Genomic DNA, 17,979 nt, shown 5'->3' on the forward strand with positions numbered 1-17,979 from the left:
TGTTCTCTTTACTTGATATTGGTACGCTGGAACGAGATTGATAAAAACACGGCGGGCACCTTGGCCTCAAAGCGCAAAAGCTTCCCCGTTTCGGGGTGGCGCAGCTCCAGCACGCCGGCATGCAGGCCAAGCCGTTTAAAGGGATTGCTTTTCGCCCCGTACTTTTTGTCCCCCACAACAGGGCAGCCCTTTTCTTTCATGTGCACGCGAATCTGGTTCTTCCGGCCGGTTTGCAGGCGGATGTCCACCAGCGAATACTCCGGCGCCACGCCGATCACCTTGTAGTCTGTAATGGCCTCCAGACCCTCTTCGCCCTGCTCGCCGGAAAAGACCATCGTGTTCTTTGTTTCATACAGCCAGGTGTGAATCTGACCGCTCAGAGGCTGCGGACACCCCTCCACCACGGCGGTATACGCTCTGGTTTTCACGAGCGTTCCCCACTGGTCCTGCAAAGCGTATTTCATCTCCGCTGTTTTTGCGGCCAGCAGCACGCCGGAGGTGTCTCTGTCGAGCCGATGCACAATGAAAATCCGAGCGTTCGGGTCGCTCTGGCGCACGTGTTCCGTCATCTGGTGATACGCGGTGCGCTCCTTTTCCTTCTCATTGGCAATCGAGAGCAGGCCGGCGGGCTTATTGATGACCAAAAGCTCGTCGTCCTCATACAGAATCTCCAGCACGCGGCCCCCGGCGGCAGGGGCCTGCGGCGCCCAGCGAACCTGTACGGACTGCCCCGCACGCAGGGGGTAATCGTGGCGGGTCGCCACCCGGCCCTCCACCAGCACTGCGCCGCGGGCCAGCAGCGATTTGATGTTGTTTCGCGATTTCCCCCGCAGATGACCGCGCAGAAAATCGATCAGAAGCCCGGGCTCATTCGCCTGTAAAATCACCGGCGCATGCGGATTCTTCCCTCGGGACTTTTCTTTTTTTATCATGGTGTCCCCTTCTTTCTAAAATGGGCGGCAATGGGAACCGCCCGGTCAACGGATGATGTGTATTACATCCTTGCGCGGGCCGGCGGCCGGGGAAGAATTTTTCGGCCAGCCCAGCGCAAGAGTTGCAAAAATATCGTGATGATCCGGAATATCCAGCTCCGCCATTAATCCGCGGATCACGGGATGGCGCGTCAGGCCGGGCAGATGATTGAGCCAGCAGGAGCCGATCCCGAGGGAATGGGCCGCCAGCATCATGTTTTCCATCGCCACGGCGGAATCGGCAAGGGCGTTGACGTTTTCACGGTCGTTTGAAACAATGACATATGTGGGGGCGTGAAACAAAAACTCCGAATCCTCCCGTTCCGCCTTAGCCTTCAGGCGAACCACATACGGGTGGGTACCCGGCCCTGCGGCAACGGTGCGCAAAGCCTCGCGCAGGGCGGCGTTGATGCGCGCCAGCACCTGCGGATTCTGAACGGCGGTAAACTTCCAGGTTTGCAGGCTTCTGCCCGACGGCGCGTAGGTGCCGGCGAGGAGAATCTGATCCAGGCTTTCCGCCGGAATCTGCCGCTCCTCATAAGAACGGATGCTGCGTCTGGTAAGAATGTTTTCCATAACCGGATTCATATGGACTGCCCCTTTCGCGCGGCAAACAGCACAGGCCGCGCTCTCTTAGTTTCATTTTATTATAACGCAGATCGTAAATCTTGTCGATAAAAGAAGAACGACTGTATTTCTCTTAACAAGCCCCTGCCGCAGGGCAGAAACCCCGCTCATGGCAAGTCCGCCGCAGGTTTTTGCACGGCCGGGGCGTTCAAAAGTACGATATAACTTTTATTATTGTCGGAAGCGCCCCCTTCTATTATAGTATTACGGCGGGAACCATTCTGACGCTAAAACCCGAACATTTGCTTGGAGCACATGCACCCTATCAACCGCAAAAGCTGCAGTTCCCCGTTTCTTCCGCGCTTCCAAACAGTCTCGTTTTAAAGTTTGTTTCGTATCGGCAATCTGCTCCACCGATGGAGCGGGCGGTTCTTTTTTCCGCAAAAGAGGCGGGAGCCGGGTGAACAATTTCACCCGGCTCCCGCCTCTTTTGCAACTGCTGCGGTTTCATCCAATCCACGCAGAAGCGAAAAACGTTACAAATAATAAGCTTCTTCTCGGCCGATTTGCGAATGAGCTGTTCCGTCTGTCTGACCGCCTCGGAAGATTTTGCGGCCAGCTTGAGCACCTCGTCCGCCACTACGGCAAAGCCCTTGCCCGCAGCGCCGGCCCTTGCCGCTTCAATGGCGGCGTTCAGCGCCAGAATATTGGCCTGGGACGCGATATCTTCGATCACCTTCGTAATCATGCCGATCCGCGAAGAGGCGTTGTCGATCTCTTTCATGGATTCCTCGAGACGTTTCATGTAAGAAATCCCCAGGTTGAAGCTCTGGTTGGCCTCATCGACCAGCTGAGAGGCGCTCTCAACATGCCTCATGTTCTCCTCGGCCTGCTCCGAAATTTTGACAAAGGAAGCGGGCCGCTCCATTTGCTCCGTCGCGGAGATGACCATTCCAATCGGACGCAGCGCCCGGCGAAGAATGATCAAAATCCCGATGCCGATGATGCCGATGAGCAGCGCAAGGATCCAATACACCTGCCGCAGAGCATCGTCCTTCGTCACGACAAACGCGCCGGAAAGCGGCGCATCCAGCCCCGAAACGGTGACCGGAAGATGTACAATATAACACTCTTTATGATGGCCCGGCGGGGAAGCCGCACCGCCGCAAAAAGGCCCGCTCCTGCCGCGCTCAATCCTTCTGTTCCGAAACTGAAAGGGGATCGAGCGCTTCCTGCGCCAACACGGTTGCCGAAGCCCCCTGCGCCGGAGCAGCCGGTTCTTCCGCCGCAAAGACCGGCCCGCCCGACGGCGGCTGATCCTCCTTTTTCTTTAAACGCACAAACATCAGGCTGTGGAAAATGACGATGATGATCCAGCCGACGCCGGTTGCGTAAGACACCGCGTCCATGCCCAGGCTCGCCACAAACAGATACGATAAAATCACGCGCAGCGAAATGTGAAGGGTCGTGCCGATCAGCGGAATGTTTACCAGGCCGCTGCCGCGGTAGAAGCCCACGAACGCGCTGCCCGTATAGCTCAAAAAGTAGAAAAAGCAGAGGATTTGAAGATAAGAGGTTCCGTAGGAAATGGTTCGCGCACTGCCGTCGGGAACAAAGAAGCGCATGAGCGCCTCCGCCGAAAAGAAAAGAATGAGCGACAGCAGCCCCGCGACTGCCAGAAGGCCGCGCAGGCCGATGAAAAAGCCCTGCCTTGCGCGGGGGCGCTTGCCTGCCCCGGTGTTCTGGGCCACAAAGACCGAAATCGCTTCGGCCCCGCTGTCGCCGACGGCGAGAATGATTCCTTCCGCACGGGTGGTGGCCGTATAGGCCGAAATGGCCGCCAGCCCCATGGTGTTCACCGCGCCCTGCACCAGCAGCTTGCCGATGTACAGGCTGGACTGGTGCAGCGCCGAAACGAGCGAAAACCGGGTGATCTTCGCGATCAGAGAGCCGTCGCAGCGCATGTCCTCACGCCCCACCCGCAGAAGCGGTAGCGTTTTGCGAATGTAAAAAAGGCACAGCAGCGCCGACAAAATCTGCGCCAGCACGGTAGCCAGTGCCGCTCCGCGCACGCCCAGGCCAAAATGCGCCACAAACAGGATCGCCAGAAACAGGCTGATCACAATCGAGACGAGCAAAAACAGCAGCGCGGCGGCAGTGTTGCCGATCGCCCGCAGCACCGCCGCAAAAAAGTTATACAGAAAGCAGGCCAAAAGCCCGAGGAAGATCGTATTGAGGTAGTTCACTGCCAAAGCGGCAACCGCCGGCGGGGTTTGAATCAGCCGGAGCAGAAAGGGCGTGCAGGTCAAACCCAGAAGGCCGATGAGCAGCGTAAACGACGCGCCCAGCACCAGCGACAGAAAAATTGCCTGCCGCAGGGCCGGGTAATCCCCTCTGCCGTACAGCGAGGCCAAAATGACGGCGATGCCGGTACAGCAGCCGCCCAGAATGAAAATAAACAGATTCATCACCGTGCCCGCAATGCCGATGGCCGCAAACGAGGCCTCCCCAAGGTAGCGCTCCACGATGATGGCAGAGATGATATTGTAGAACTGCTGTAAAATATTGCCTACCAGAAGCGGAAACGCAAGCCGCAGCAAAAGCGGCTGTATCTTCCCCTCGGACAGGGTGACTTTTGACGCCATGACAACCTCCCGGAATAAGAATAGCTCCATTATACCGGAATTTTTTCGTTTCGATAAGTACTTTTTTCGCTATGACGGCATTCGGATACAATTATAACAAAAGCAGACGACCCCAAACGGGGCCGCCTGCCGATACAAACGAATTCAATTGATTGCAGCCAAACCGCTTACCCTGCGTCCGAAACTCTGGAGAGACTGCGCGTTACCACAAAATTCACGCCGAGCCCCAGAAGATTCGGCACCACGATATCGCCCACATGCACCGGGGCCTGCAGTGTGATGCCGTCCAGCAGGCGCATGGCCGCGAAGATATCCTTTTTGGGGATTTCGCGGTCCGTCTTTACCGGTACGCGCGCAATGGAAGCACCCTCGATTTTCACGGTGGAGGTGACGGTACGGGTGGGGGCGGTCAGCTCCTTTTTACCGTAAATCTCTCCCCTCGGGCAGGAATTGCCCGTTACCTTATATCCGTTCTTCTCATCCACATGCAGGCGGCACCCTTTGGGACAAACAATGCAAACCAGCTCTGTCATGCGTCATTCCTCCTTTTCAATCGAAACAACAAGCTCGCCGTTTTCCGCTTTTTTTAAAAGGGCCAGCGGCAGGGTGATTTTCTCCATCTCGCCCGGGGCCATGTGCTCCCGGTGATACGAGGCGATGCGGGTTTCACCGGCGCTTACCATAATCTGTGCGCCGCGGAAAATCTGATTCACGCGGAAGAAAACGTCTACGGATTTCTCCACGCCCTGCGGGCGGATGTTCTGCGGCACGGTATACCCGACGCCGAAGCCGTTTTTCAGGCGCAGCATTCCCTCCGCGGAGGGGCTGCCGCTTTTGCTGCACAGCGCGGCGGATTTGCCGGCGCGCTGGCTTTCCGCGGTGACGAAATCCACCAGATCGTGCACATGCGCCACATTGCCGCACGCAAACACGCCGGGGGTGCTGGTCTCCATGTTTTCATACACCACCGGGCCGTTCGTGCGCGGGTCGATCTCGAGCCCGGCCTGCCGCGAAAGCTCATTTTCGGGGATCAGGCCGACGGAGAGCAGCACGGTGTCGCAGTCGAGCACCTCTTCCGTTCCCGGAATCGGAACGCGGTTTTCGTCCACCTTCTGCACGACCACCTGCTCCACGCGCTTGTCGCCGCGGATTTCGGTAATGGTGTGCGACAAATGCAGCGGAATGTCATAGTCGTTCAGGCACTGCACAATATTGCGCATCAGCCCGCCGGAATACGGCATCACCTCGTAGACGCCCAGCACCTTGGCCCCCTCCAGCGTCAGGCGGCGGGCCATAATGAGGCCGATGTCGCCGGAGCCGAGGATCACCACGCGGTTGCCGACGCGGTCGCCCTCCAGATTCATATACAGCTGCGCCGCGCCCGCCGTGAACACGCCCGCCGGGCGGCTACCGGGTATGCCGATCGCGCCGCGCGTTCTCTCGCGGCAGCCCATGGCCAGAACAATCGCCTTCGCGTGCAGCTCCAGATACCCGCGCCGCGGGTGGATGGCATATACCGTGCGGCGCTCGCTCAAATCGAGCTCCAGCACCATGGTGCCGGTGAGCACCTCGATATCCGTCTTTTTCAGCTCATCGATAAACCGTTCGGCGTATTCCGGGCCGGTCAGCTCCTGCTTAAAATAATGCAGCCCAAAGCCGTTGTGGATACACTGGTTCAAAATCCCGCCCAAATCCGCCTGGCGTTCGAGCAGCACCACGCTTTCGGCCCCGTTCTGCCGTGCGGAAAGCGCCGCCGCCAAACCGGCCGGGCCGCCGCCGACGACAATCACATCATATTCCTGTTTCACTGTTTGCCCGCCTCCTTCTGCTCTTTCGTCCGGCCAAGCACGATGTTCATCCCCGCGCGGTCCAGAGGCACCTGGCTCTCCGGAATCCCCAGCTCGCGGGCGATGATCGCCTGTACTCTCGGCCCGCAGAAGCCGCCCTGACAGCGCCCCATGCCGGGTGTGCAGCGGCGCTTGATGCCGTCGACCGAACGCGGCGGAAGCGGGCGGTGCATCGCGTCTACAATCTCCCCCTCGGTTACGGTTTCGCAGCGGCACACGATGGTGCCGTACAGCGGGTTGCGAAGAATGGCCTCGCCGCGCTCCTTCGGGCTGAGGGATTTGAACCGCAGCACGCGGCGCTTTGAGACAAAGTCCGGATTCGGCGAAAGCTCCAAACCGGCACGGTGCAGCATCTGCACCATGTCGCGCGCAATCGCCGGGGAGGAGGTCAGCCCCGGGGACTTGATGCCCGCGATGTTGAAAAAGCCCTCGCACGCCTTACTCGGCCCCACAATAAAATCATCCTGTGTGGAAATAGCGCGCACGCCCGCAAAGTTGCGGATGGAATCGCGGAAATTGATGTGCGGCACGCTCCTGACCGCCGCCTGCCGCACATTGTGCAAGCCGGCAGCCGTGGTGTCGGCGTTGTCCGCAGAAACATCCTCCGCATTCGGCCCCACAATCAGGTTGCCGTGCACCGTGGGGGAAACCAGCACGCCCTTGCCCACCTTGGTGGGACACTGAAAGATCACGCGGCTGACCAGCTTGCCCTGGGTGGTATCGAGCACAAAATACTCGCCGCGGTTCGGCAGAATCCGAAAGCTGTCGTCGCCCACCATCGCCGCGACACGGTCTGTATGCACGCCGGCTGCGTTGACGACAAACCGGGCCTGTACCGGCCCCTGGGTGGTGCGCACGGTAAACACACCGCCGTTTTTCTCAATGCCGGTCACTTCCGCGTCCAGCATCACCCTGGCGCCGCCCTGCACGGCCGCCTCGGCCTGCGCAATCGCCAGCTCCCATGGGTTTACAATCGCCGCGCTGGGCGCCCAAAGGGCAAACAGAGCGTTCTCGCTCAGCGCCGGCTCCATGCGGTGCAGCTCTTCCTTTTCGATAATGCGCAACCCCGGCACTCCGTTTGCAATGCCCCTTCGGTACAGAGCCTCCACCGTCGCGCGGTCCTCTTCGGAAAATCCAAGTACAAGCGAACCGATTTTATCATATAAAATATCCAGATCCGCGCAAAGCTGCTCGATGATCCGGTTGCCCTCCACATTGTAGCGGGCCATCAAGGTGCCCGGCTCCGGGTCGTATCCCGCGTGCACGATCGCGCTGTTTGCTTTGGTGGTGCCGACGCTCACGTCGTTTTCCTTTTCCAAAAGCACCGCGTTCACCTTGTAGCGGCTCAGCTCATACAGCAGCGAACAGCCGCACGCGCCACCGCCGATGATTGCTACATCATACATCTGTAAACCTCCTAAAAGTATCGATTCGAGCAAAAAGAGCCAAGCAAAGCAGACCCACTTCTACATGAGTCTAGTTTGCCCGGCTCTTTCTCTCAACTCTCGGCAAATTTCAGTTTATGCCATTGTAAGGCCGTTGTCAAGTGGTAATTCAAAGGGCTTAAAAGATCGCCGCCGCCAGCCAGGCGCCCAGAAGGCCGCCGCAAACGGGGCCCGCCACCGGAATCCACGAATAGCTCCAGTCGGAATCTCTCTTGTTGGGAATGGGCAGAACGGCATGCGCAATGCGGGGCCCAAGGTCGCGGGCCGGGTTCATCGCATAACCCGTGGTGCCGCCGAGGCTGGCACCGCAGGCAAAAATGATCGCGCCAACGCCGAAGGTACTCATTGCGGCCACGTCGCCCACCGGGGTCTGCGCGATCCCCAGAATGGCAAATACGAGCACGAACGTGGCGATTACTTCGCTGATAAAATTGTTGCCGTAGCTGCGGATCGCGGGGCCGGTGCAGAATACGCCCAGCTTTGTATCGCCGTCTTCGGTGTCGTCAAAGTGATTTTTGTACATCACCCATACCAGCACAGCGCCGACAAAGCCGCCCAGCATTTCGGCAATGATATACCCGGGAACGACCGCCCAGTCCAGCTTGCCGACTGCGGCAAGGCCCAGCACCAGAGCGGGATTAAACACCGCGCCGCTGGCGGTGAAGATGAGCGCGGGGATGAGCACCGCGCAGGCCCACCCGAGCGTAATCACGATCCACCCGGAATTCTGGCCCTTGGTTTTATTCAGGATGACGTTGGCAACGACCGCGTCGCCCAGCAGAACAAGAAGGGCCGTGCCCAAAAATTCATACAGATAGTTTTGCATAACAAATCCTCCTCCGCAATTTGCTTTCGGGAATTACTTGGCCCAGCCAAACGAACGCTTGACGGCTTCTTTCCAGCCGCCAACGAGCTCCTGCCGTGTGGATTCCTCCATCTTCGGGCGGAAGGTTCTGTCGAGAGCCACATTCTGGCGGATATCCTCTTTGTCCTTGTAATACCCTACCGCAAGGCCGGCCAGATACACGGCGCCCAGGGCGGTGCTCTCAATCACCTTCGGCCGCAGCACGTCGATCCCCAAAATATCAGACTGGAACTGCATGAGGAAGTTATTGGCCGACGCGCCGCCGTCCACATGCAGCTCTTTGAGCACGACACCGGCATCCGCCTCCATCGCCTTCATGACGTCGTAGCTTTGATACGCAAGGCTTTCCACCGTGGCGCGGATAAAATGCTCCTTTTCCACGCCGCGGGTCAGGCCGACGATGATGCCCCTCGCGTACTGGTCCCAATAGGGCGCGCCAAGGCCGACAAATGCGGGAACCACATAGACGCCGGCGCTGTCCGGCACCTTGTTCGCATAGGTTTCGGTAAAGGCCGCGTTGTCAATCATGCGCAGCCCGTCGCGCAGCCACTGAATCGCCGCCCCGGCCACGAACACGCTGCCCTCCAGGGCGTATTCCACCTTGCCGTCGACTCCCCAGGCAATGGTAGTAAGCAGGCCGTTCTTGGAATCCACCGCTTTTTCTCCGGTATTCATCAGGATAAAGCAGCCCGTTCCGTACGTGTTCTTCACAAGGCCGGACTCAAAGCAGCACTGACCGAACAAAGCGGCCTGCTGGTCGCCCGCGATACCGGCGATCGGGATTTCTCCCCCGAGGAACTCCTCGTCCACATTGCCGTATACATAGCTCGAGGGCTTTACCTCCGGCAGCATGCTCTTGGGAATTCCCAGCTCCCTGAGGATCTCGTCGTCCCATTCCAGAGTATGTATATTGAACAGCATCGTACGGGAAGCGTTGGTGTAATCCGTCACATGACATTTGCCCTTGGTGAGCTTCCAGATCAGCCAGCTGTCTACCGTACCGAACAGCAGGTCGCCGCGCTCCGCTTTCTCTCTGGCGCCCTCCACGTTCTCCAGAATCCAGCGCACCTTGGTACCCGAGAAATAGGCGTCTATGATCAAGCCGGTCTTTGCCCGGATCGTTTCCTCCAAGCCCTTGGCCTTGAGCTGGTCGCAATATTCCGCGGTGCGGCGGCACTGCCACACGATCGCGTTGTAAACCGGCTGGCCGGTGTGGCGGTCCCATACAATGGTGGTTTCGCGCTGGTTCGTAATGCCGATGGCGGCGATGTCGGAAACATCGACATTGCATCTGGCCTTTGCCTCGGTCAGCACCGCCAATTGGCTGGACCAGATCTCCATGGGGTCATGCTCCACCCATCCCGGGTGGGGAAAAATCTGGGTGAATTCCTTCTGCGCCACGTTGATGATATTGCCCTGCTTATCAAAGATGATGCAGCGCGAGCTGGTGGTTCCCTGATCCAATGCGATTAAATATTTGCCCATTTACAAACTCCTCCTTCGATTGATTCAGCCGTTGATCCCTTATTTTTCATACCGTGCCGCCCAAGCGGGGGCTTTATGAGAGGCCTTTCCTTCCATCACATCGTGATAATAGGAGCTGGTCATCGCTTTCCCGGGTGCCAGAGTACGGGTGGACAGCACATTCGCGAAATACACGGTGGAAGCGCCGCAGTCTGTGCGGCCTGTCACCTCACACTCCAGGAGGGCCACGCAGTTCTGCACGACCGTGGGGAAGCCGTTGTACTCTTTGGTTTCTGCCTTTGCCAGCTTGTCGGTATCGCGTCCGCTTGAAAATCCGAACAACTGTAAAAATTCCAAATCGGCATTTTCTCCCACAACCGAAATGTTAAACTTCCCGGCCGCGGCGATCTGGTCGTGCGTCAGGTTTTCTTTCCCGATGCACACGCACACCATGAGCGGCTCGCTGGAAACCTGCATCACAAGGTTCGCCAGCAGCGCATTGCCTCCTCCCTTGCCATCCGGTGCGCCTACCAGATAAACGCCGTACCCCAATTTGGAAAGTCCGTCATAATTCATGCTGATACCTCCTGTTTTCATATTTTTATATGTTATGCGCCTGCTCTGCAAGCGCGGGGATCCCACAGGATTGCCGGATTCGCAAAAGAGCAACAAAACCAGAGGGGTCTCCCCCTTGCTCTTTTGCTGCTCTCATTTCTCGCATTTTTGATTCAATTGTCAAATGCAGCGGCCCTTTGTAATGAAAGGCGCTACATATTCCAAAGCTTTTTACAGCTGGTGGAAACTCCCATCGCCCCCATGGCCAAACTGTCCACCGCATTCTTTTTGGTTCGGATCAAGCCGCCCGCAATCACCGGAACCGACGAACACTGGCTGATCTGATGAATGATCTCCGGCAAAATCCCCGGTAAAATCTCAATCGCGTCCGCGTCGCCGTTCTTTACGGTTTTGCGCGCGGTTTCGTAGGATTTGGAATCGAGAAGGAAAAAGCGCTGAATGACGAACACGCCCTCCTCCCGGGCATGCTTTGCCACAACGGCCTTGGTCGTAATAATCCCATCGGGGCAGAAATGGGTTTTTAAAAACTGAATCGCGCTGCGGTCGTTCGCGACTCCCTCCAGCAGATCGATATGTATGTACATCTTCTTTCCCGCCGCATGCACTCTGTGGATCAGTTCCTTCAGCTCACAGATATTGCCAGACAGCAGAAAGATCACCTCACACGGCGACGACAGCGCCTCCTCCAGATCGGAAGATTCAAAGATCGCCGCGATCACGGGATTGCGTTCCAGCGCCTCTACAAAATCCTGATTCATTCTATACCTCAATGCTTTTCTTTTCCTGCGTTTTCCTCACGGTACTATGTATATGCAAAAAGAAAGGAAAACTGAATAAAAAAGCGCACAAAAAACGGCCAGGCCGTTTTCTGCACGTCACAATTCTCAACGCAGACATTTGGTACCTATACACAATGCATTTCTTATCTTTTAAGCATTATACCCTGTTTCTGTTTGAATTGCAAGACACAAAACATACAAAATACACAGAGTTCCTCTGGTGCTATTACCATAAACTAGAGCAAATGGCCGTTTCTGGAGATTGATAAAATATTCACACAAATTGCCTTTTTATTCACAAAGTGATTCTCCCGATTTTTCGTCTTTGCTTTTCCTGCCGCCGGACAAAGGATGCCTTTTTACCCGCATGCGGGAAAGCCGCGGGGTAACTATTTGAAAGTTCCGTATTGACACCATGTCTTTTCACCCGCATGCGGAGCCCTCGCGCTGTTTGGGAACCGGCGCGCAGAACGGCCGGGTGCAGCGGCGGCGCGCGGTCAGCACTCCGAAGCTTCCTCCGGCGCCCGCTCGGGGGACTCCGGTGCTTCCGTATTTTCCGCCGCCCCGCATGCCTCCGCCGGTTTCTCTTCTCTCGCCGCGCTCCGCGTGTGCGCCGGACTGCGGCCCGCGTTATGCACAAAGTCGATCAGCAGGGACGACACCGTCACCGTCACCAGAGAATAAGCGATGCGCCCCAGAGGAATATAGGAAAGAGAAAACAGCAGCACGCTCAGGTCCGTCGCGAGGTAGGCCCGTGCGATTCGGCAGCGAGTCAGCTTTGAAATGGCAAGCGCCAGAGCGTCGTCTCCGCCGCTCGAGCCGCCCTGCCGCAAAATGAGCCCGCAGGCGATGCCGACGAACATTCCCCCCAGCACCGCCGCCGGCAGCGGGTAGGCGGACAGATCGGGCAGCACGGGAGGGAACTGCTCCCACAGCCGGAAAAACGCCGCCAGGCTGACGGTGGAAACCGCAGAAACCTTGATGAAATCCCATCCCAGCAGCCGGAACGCCAGCGCGTAGCACAGCAGGTCGAGCAAGGGGGAAAGAACGGACGGCGAAAGGCCCGTCCAGTGGTTCAAAAGCAGCACCAGCCCCAGCACACCGCCCTCGGTGATATCCACTCTCTGGTGGATATTCGTGATGCCGAAGGAGCCGATCGCAGTGCCCAGCATAATCAACAGAATCCGCTTTGCGGTAAATAACTCTTTATTTTTTAAATAAATCTCTCTCAGTCTGTTCGCAACCGTCATCATAATCTGCCTTTCTACCGCAATTTCATGGAGTCGATTCTTCCGCATGCGCTACCTTTTCAGTATAAACTCTGGTACAATACGAATGTCAAGGCCAGTTTTTCCGAAAGGAAGCACAGCTATGAAAGAATATTATAAAATCAGCGAAATTGCAAAGCTGTACGGCATCGGCGCGGATTCGCTGCGCTACTATGAAAAGATCGGTGTACTGCGGCCCCGGCGCGCCGAAAACGGCTACCGCATGTACGGCCTGAAGGATATTTACAAGCTGAGTATTCTGCGCGACCTGCGGCGGCTCGATTTTTCGGTGCCGCAGATTCGCGAATACCTGGAGCGCCAGAGCGTGGCCCACACGCTGGCGGTGCTGGAGGAGGAGCGCCAGCTGCTGCACCGGCAGCTGCGGGAGCTGAAAAGCCGGGAGGAATCCCTGCAAAAGCGCATCCGCTCGCTCACCGGAGCGCAGGGCATCGCTGCCGGGGTCTTTGCGGTTCGGGAATTCCCCGCGCGGCCGTGCCTGCGGCTCAATGAATACATCACCCGAGACGAGGAAATGGATTTCGCCATTAAAAAGCTGCACCGAGCCCACGAAAGCCGCATTCAGGATTTTGGGAACCAGGCGATCGGCGCGCAGGTTTCGCGGGAGGATTTGGACAACGGGCTGGAAAACGTGTTCCGCTCCGTGTTCTTTCTGCTGCCGCCCGGCGACGAGGAGGCCGATTTCATTCTGCCCGCCGGGCGGTACCTGACGTACTGCTACCGCGGCGAATACGCGCAGAGCCCCGGCAAAATCCGAGAGGCGATGCGCCACGCCCAAACGGCGCGGCTGCGGGTGACCGGCGACCCGTTCGAGCTGTACCTCATCGACAACCGCGACACCATTCTGCCGCAGGAGTTTCTCACAGAAATTCAGATTCCTGTGGAAAAAGACGCCGCGCCGTAAAAGTTCGGGCAACCCGACGGAAAACTTCGGAAAAAGATTTTCCTCCCGCATCCAATTTTCAATTGACGCGAACCACCCAAAAAGGGTTATAATAGAATCAATTACTGAAAAACATCTTTTTGAAGAGCGGCGGTTCTTCCCCCTTTTTCGGCAACGGAAGAACGCAGGTTTTTTTGAAAAAGGAATGCCTGCAAAAGCAGATCACTCCGCAAAGAACAAAAGGAAAGAGAGGAAAAACACATGGAGCTGTGCGACTACAAACTGGGAATGGGCACCTGGCAAATGGCGGAAAACCGCGCCCCCGGCCCCGAGGAACGCCGGGCGCTCTCTTTCGGTATCGAAAACGGCCTGACGCTGATCGACACCGCCGAGATGTATGGCAGCGGCAGCGCGGAGACTCTGGTGGGCGAGGTCATCCGCACCGTGCGCCGGGATTCCCTGTACCTGGTCTCTAAGGTGTACCCGCATAACGCATCGCGGAAAAAGATGAAGGAGGCGTGCCACGCGTCTCTGCGGCGCCTGGGCACCGATACCCTCGATTTGTACCTGCTGCACTGGCGCGGCAGCGTGCCGCTGGAGGAAACCGTTTCGACCTTTGAGGAGCTGCGCCGGGAGGGCTGCATCCGGCGCTGGGGCGTTTCCAACTTCGACGTCTCAGACATGGAGGAGCTTTGGAGCGTGCCGGGCGGGAACGCCTGCGCCGCGAATCAGGTGCTGTACCACATCGCTTCGCGCGGGGTGGAATTCGATCTTCTGCCCTGGCTTTGTGAGCACCGCGTTCCGCTGATGGCCTATTCCCCTCTGGCGCACAGCGCGCGCTACCGCAGTGCGATTGCGTCGAGCACAGCACTGCGGGACATCGCCGCGGCGCACGGCGCTTCCATCTACCAGATTATGCTGGCGTTTCTGGCCCGGCAGGAAAATGTCATCGCCATTCCCAAGGCCTCGAGCGCAAAGCACGTGGCGGAGAACCTGAACAGCCTGAACATTCGGCTCACCCCGGACGAGCTGCGGCGGATCGACGCGGATTTTGCCCCGCCAACGAAAAAAACCGAGCTGGATATGCTGTAAGCATAAACAAAGGAGCATTTATGAGCAGAAGAAAACAGCTGAAAATGAAGCAGGTGAGCGTGAAGCACCTGGAGCAATACAATCAGCTGCTGCGGTATGTCTTTCAGGTCAACGACCGGGAGCTGCACCAGACCGGCTGGGAAGACGAAGAGATTATGAAAACAAAGTTCCCCGTGCTGCAGCGGGCCGACGTGCTGGGGTGGTTCGACGGCGATAAGCTGATTTCGCAGGTGGCGGTGTACCCGTTTCGGGTGCGCATTTTTGACCGCACCTACGACATGGGCGGCCTGACGGGTGTCGGCACCTACCCGGAGTATTCCAATCAGGGCCTGATGCACAAGCTGCTGTACAAGGCGCTGGAAAACATGCGCAACAAAAAGCAGTCCATTTCTTATTTGTACCCCTACTCCATCCCCTACTACCGCAGAAAGGGATGGGAGATCGTCTCCGACCGCATCACCTATGAAATCAACGACTACCAGCTGCCGAAGAACAAGCAGGTTCCCGGCGAGGTGGAACGCGTGGATCCGGAGAGCAAAGAGCTGCGGCAGGCCTACTACCGCTACGCGATGCAGACGCACGGCGCCATGCTGCGCGACGACCTGGCCTGGGACGAATACTGGAGGTGGGATCTGGACGACCTGATGGCGGCGATCTATTACAATGAAAAGGGAGAGCCGGACGGCTATGTGCTGTACTGGATTTCGGATGAGATTTTCCGCATCAAGGACATGATCTTTGTGGACGAGGCGGCCCGCAGCGGCCTGTGGAACTTTATCAGCGCACACTTTTCAATGATCTCGAAGGTGGTCGGCGACATTTACACCGACGAACCGCTGGCGTTCCTGCTGGAGGACGCGGACATCAAGGAGACCATTTCCCCCTACATTATGGCGCGCATCGTAGACGTGGAGCAGTTCATCGCCCAGTACCCTTTCAAGCCGGATCCCGGCGTACGCGAATGGACCTTCACGCTGGACGACCCAATGCTTTCGTGGAACCAGGGCGTTTTCACACTGGGCATCACCTCGGAGGGCAAAGGGAGCATCGCCCGCAGCACGCGGCACAGCGGCGACAGAACCGATATTCAAACCCTGACGACCATGCTTTTGGGCTACAAGCGGCCCGACTACCTGCACAAGATCGGCCGGATGCAATGCAGCCCCGAAACGGTGGACATGCTGGAGGATGCCATTGAGCAGCAAACCCCCTATTTTTCGGATTATTTTTAATTCCAAATCCGTCGTACAAAAACAAGAATGATTTTTGTTTTAAAAAAATTCATAATTTATAAACAACTTACACATATTTTTTCTGTATTATTATAACAAAGAGAAACGGAACCTGGGGTAGACAAGCTTCCCCCTTCCCGATGACAGAGAGTCATATTCCGCTTTTGCATACAAATTTTCCTGCAAGAAGCGCGCCGGAATTGCCCGATTCGCAAGACGGGAGCCCCGGTGGCAGGCAAAGATGCTCTGTTCCTTTCTCTACCGCCAGAATGCCTTGGCTGTGCCCGACGGTCCAAGGCTCCAAAGAACCAATCAAACCAAGCAGCGTGAAGCCGGAACCGTCCGGATCGCGCTGCTTTTCCTTTTCTCCGCAATCAAAGCCACGCATGGGCCGCAGCCCTGAAAAGGCCACAGGTGCCGGCGCGCGTCTCAAGACGCGTTGAAACAGCTTGCCAATCTTATTCCCCGCAGGCCGACGCCCAAGCTGCCAGAAAGGCCGGACTGTGGGAGCATCTGCTTCCCCGGCCCGGCCTTTTTCACCATCTGTCTTTGTGGATTCTGTCCGGATCAAACCGATCGATTTCACCGCGGTTTTCCGCCGGGTAGCCGACGGAAAGAATGCACAGCGGAACGATATTCTGCGGCAGACACAGCAGCTTTGCAAGAGGCTGTACCCTGCTCTGATCCGGATAAACCCCGAGCCATACGGCGCCAAGCCCCAGCTCCTGCGCCATTAGCAGAATGTTCTGTGCGGCCGCCGAGCAGTCCTGCACCCAAAAGCCATTGAATTGATCGCGGTTCAAATCGCCGCAGACCACAATGGCGCAGCCGGCCTCCGGCAGCATTTTGGAGAAGGCATGAAACTTCGGAATTTCGTTCAGCACCGCGCGGTCGCGGATGACAACGAATTCCCACGGCTGCTCATTGCCCGCGGAGGGCGCGGCCATGCCGGCCCTGAGCAGCTGCTCAATCCGCTCCTCCGCAACCTGCTGTGAGGTGTATTTCCGAATGCTCCTGCGCTGAAAAATGGCGTTCATACTCGTTTCCTCCTGTTCCGTGTGTCATGATGTGTTACGCCGAGGCTCCGCGTGCTGCGAGGGCGGAGCTTCGGCAAGCCTTTGCGCTCAGGCGGGAATCCACCGGCCGCCGTGGCAGCAGATGAGCTTCTTCGCTCCATATTCCAGAAGCTTTTGTATTGATTCCCGTGCCCGGGGCATACCCAGTGTATACTGCGGGTTCGTGATCACCGGCGCGCCATGCTCCAGCGCGATGGCGTCGCCGGTAATCAGCGTCTGGAATTCCAGCAGACAGAGCGAGGTGTGCCCCGGCGTATGGCCGGTTCCGGTGGATGTAAAAGCAAAGGACGGCAACGTACTGGACTGGTGCGGCGGGGACATTTTGTGGGCACAAATTCAAAGCAGCATCAAAAGAGTTCCGCCAACCACCAGCAACAGACCGGCCAGCGCCCTTTTCGGCAGGCGCTCGCGCAAAAACACGCGCGAAAAAGCGATGGTCACAAGGATGCTTAACTTGTCTACGGGTACAACCACGCTGGCGGGGCCCTCCTGCAAAGCGCGGTAATAGCACAGCCAGGAGAATCCCGTTGCAAGGCCGGAAAAGACGATAAAAAGCCAGCTGCGGCGGTCAATCACATGTAGATTCACCTGCTTTTTGCGCAGCAGCACGATTCCCCACGCCATGACCAGAACCACAATCGTGCGGATCGCCGTGCCGAGATTCGATTCGATCCCCTGAATTCCCACCTTGGCCAGAATCGACGTCAGGGCGGCAAACACAGCGGAAAGCACGGCGTAAAAGATCCACGATTTTCCCGTGCCGGTCTGTTCCGTCTCCTGCCCGCCCCTGCGCTGAACCATCAGGATCGTTCCGGCAGCCAGCAGTGCAAGGCCGATCAGCTTCCACGTTCCGGGCACCTCATTCAGGAATAAAAATGCCAATAGAATGGTGAGAATCGTGCTGCTCTTATCGATCGGTGTCACCCGGCTGACAGGGCCAAGCTGCAGCGCTTTGAAATAGCACAGCCAGGAGGCCCCGGTTGCGCCGCCGGACAAAATCAGGAACATCAGGCTGCGCCCAGAAACGAGCGCAAGCGTATGTTCAGAGCCGACCAGAAAAACCATCAGCCACGAAAACAGCAGCACAACCACCGTGCGCAGCGCCGTGGCCAGGTCGGAATCCACCTTTTGCAGACCCAATTTTGCCAGTATGGCCGTCATACCCGCAAACAGAGCGGAACCAAACGCGAATAGAACCCACATGACATTCTCTCCCTTTCACGAGAAAGCATCGCCCGGCTCACCAAAGCC

19 protein-coding genes are annotated in these 17,979 nt (G+C 57.4%); 3 read left to right on the plus strand and 16 right to left on the minus strand.

Annotation, left to right across the window (positions count from 1 at the left end):
* Positions 1–8 precede the first annotated feature (8 nt).
* The 12 genes from G340_RS0110360 to G340_RS0110420 all read right to left on the minus strand — a co-directional run bounded on the left by G340_RS0110360 (position 9) and on the right by G340_RS0110420 (position 12,457).
* Positions 9–932, minus strand: a complete 924-nt coding sequence (locus tag G340_RS0110360; RefSeq protein WP_020073586.1) for an RluA family pseudouridine synthase — start codon at positions 930–932, stop codon at positions 9–11.
* Positions 933–977: 45 nt separating this feature from the next.
* Positions 978–1,559 carry a nitroreductase family protein gene (locus G340_RS0110365; protein WP_020073587.1) on the minus strand — a complete coding sequence of 194 codons (582 nt, stop codon included), beginning with the start codon at positions 1,557–1,559 and terminating at the stop codon, positions 978–980.
* Positions 1,560–1,863: 304 nt separating this feature from the next.
* Complete coding sequence (locus tag G340_RS0110370) at positions 1,864–2,601, minus strand: methyl-accepting chemotaxis protein (RefSeq protein ID WP_020073588.1); 738 nt, start codon at positions 2,599–2,601, stop codon at positions 1,864–1,866.
* A 127-nt stretch (positions 2,602–2,728) separates the two neighbouring features.
* A complete protein-coding gene (locus G340_RS0110375) occupies positions 2,729–4,183 on the minus strand; it encodes an MATE family efflux transporter (RefSeq protein ID WP_020073589.1) in 1,455 nt (484 codons plus the stop codon).
* Positions 4,184–4,350: 167 nt separating this feature from the next.
* Entirely contained in the window at positions 4,351–4,716 is a 366-nt protein-coding gene (locus G340_RS0110380) for a DUF1667 domain-containing protein (RefSeq protein ID WP_020073590.1), read from the minus strand.
* A 3-nt stretch (positions 4,717–4,719) separates the two neighbouring features.
* The gene (locus tag G340_RS0110385) at positions 4,720–5,991 is read right to left on the minus strand and encodes an NAD(P)/FAD-dependent oxidoreductase (protein ID WP_020073591.1); all 1,272 of its coding nucleotides are present in this window, start codon (positions 5,989–5,991) and stop codon (positions 4,720–4,722) included.
* Complete coding sequence (locus G340_RS0110390) at positions 5,988–7,436, minus strand: NAD(P)/FAD-dependent oxidoreductase (RefSeq protein WP_020073592.1); 1,449 nt, start codon at positions 7,434–7,436, stop codon at positions 5,988–5,990. The genes G340_RS0110385 and G340_RS0110390 overlap by 4 nt, the downstream gene beginning before the upstream one ends.
* A 157-nt stretch (positions 7,437–7,593) precedes the next feature.
* Positions 7,594–8,301 (minus strand): MIP/aquaporin family protein, encoded by a 708-nt coding sequence (locus tag G340_RS0110395; RefSeq protein ID WP_020073593.1) that lies wholly within the window; start codon positions 8,299–8,301, stop codon positions 7,594–7,596.
* Positions 8,302–8,334: 33 nt separating this feature from the next.
* Positions 8,335–9,825: a glycerol kinase GlpK gene (gene glpK / locus G340_RS0110400; protein WP_020073594.1), complete on the minus strand. Its 1,491-nt coding sequence runs from the start codon at positions 9,823–9,825 to the stop codon at positions 8,335–8,337.
* A gap of 39 nt (positions 9,826–9,864) precedes the next feature.
* Positions 9,865–10,380 (minus strand): flavin reductase family protein, encoded by a 516-nt coding sequence (locus G340_RS0110405; protein ID WP_020073595.1) that lies wholly within the window; start codon positions 10,378–10,380, stop codon positions 9,865–9,867.
* A gap of 191 nt (positions 10,381–10,571) precedes the next feature.
* Entirely contained in the window at positions 10,572–11,138 is a 567-nt protein-coding gene (locus G340_RS0110410) for a glycerol-3-phosphate responsive antiterminator (RefSeq protein WP_020073596.1), read from the minus strand.
* Between the two features lie 518 nt (positions 11,139–11,656).
* Positions 11,657–12,457, minus strand: coding sequence for a YitT family protein (locus G340_RS0110420; protein WP_407635363.1), 801 nt, complete (start codon positions 12,455–12,457; stop codon positions 11,657–11,659).
* A 73-nt stretch (positions 12,458–12,530) separates the two neighbouring features.
* On the opposite strand from G340_RS0110420, the gene G340_RS0110425 reads away from it, so the two are divergent.
* The 3 genes from G340_RS0110425 to G340_RS0110440 all read left to right on the plus strand — a co-directional run bounded on the left by G340_RS0110425 (position 12,531) and on the right by G340_RS0110440 (position 15,652).
* On the plus strand, positions 12,531–13,349 hold the full coding sequence (locus G340_RS0110425; protein ID WP_020073598.1) for a MerR family transcriptional regulator: 819 nt from the start codon (positions 12,531–12,533) through the stop codon (positions 13,347–13,349).
* A gap of 240 nt (positions 13,350–13,589) precedes the next feature.
* Complete coding sequence (locus tag G340_RS0110435) at positions 13,590–14,420, plus strand: aldo/keto reductase (RefSeq protein WP_020073600.1); 831 nt, start codon at positions 13,590–13,592, stop codon at positions 14,418–14,420.
* Between the two features lie 20 nt (positions 14,421–14,440).
* Entirely contained in the window at positions 14,441–15,652 is a 1,212-nt protein-coding gene (locus G340_RS0110440; protein ID WP_020073601.1) for a GNAT family N-acetyltransferase, read from the plus strand.
* A 151-nt stretch (positions 15,653–15,803) separates the two neighbouring features.
* On the opposite strand, the gene G340_RS17930 is transcribed toward G340_RS0110440, so the two are convergent.
* The 4 genes from G340_RS17930 to G340_RS0110460 form a co-directional block, all read right to left on the minus strand.
* The gene (locus tag G340_RS17930) at positions 15,804–16,238 is read right to left on the minus strand and encodes a hypothetical protein (protein WP_154653173.1); all 435 of its coding nucleotides are present in this window, start codon (positions 16,236–16,238) and stop codon (positions 15,804–15,806) included.
* Positions 16,189–16,689 carry a nitroreductase family protein gene (locus G340_RS0110450; RefSeq protein ID WP_020073603.1) on the minus strand — a complete coding sequence of 167 codons (501 nt, stop codon included), beginning with the start codon at positions 16,687–16,689 and terminating at the stop codon, positions 16,189–16,191. Before G340_RS0110450 ends, G340_RS17930 begins: the two co-directional genes overlap by 50 nt.
* Before the next feature lie 87 nt (positions 16,690–16,776).
* A complete protein-coding gene (locus G340_RS16725; protein WP_326522378.1) occupies positions 16,777–17,022 on the minus strand; it encodes an MBL fold metallo-hydrolase in 246 nt (81 codons plus the stop codon).
* A 42-nt stretch (positions 17,023–17,064) separates the two neighbouring features.
* A complete protein-coding gene (locus G340_RS0110460) occupies positions 17,065–17,931 on the minus strand; it encodes an EamA family transporter (RefSeq protein ID WP_020073605.1) in 867 nt (288 codons plus the stop codon).
* Between the last annotated feature and the right edge of the window lie 48 nt (positions 17,932–17,979).

The organism is Faecalispora sporosphaeroides DSM 1294 (genome assembly GCA_000383295.1).
Taxonomy (GTDB): Bacteria; Bacillota; Clostridia; order Oscillospirales; family Acutalibacteraceae; genus Faecalispora; species Faecalispora sporosphaeroides.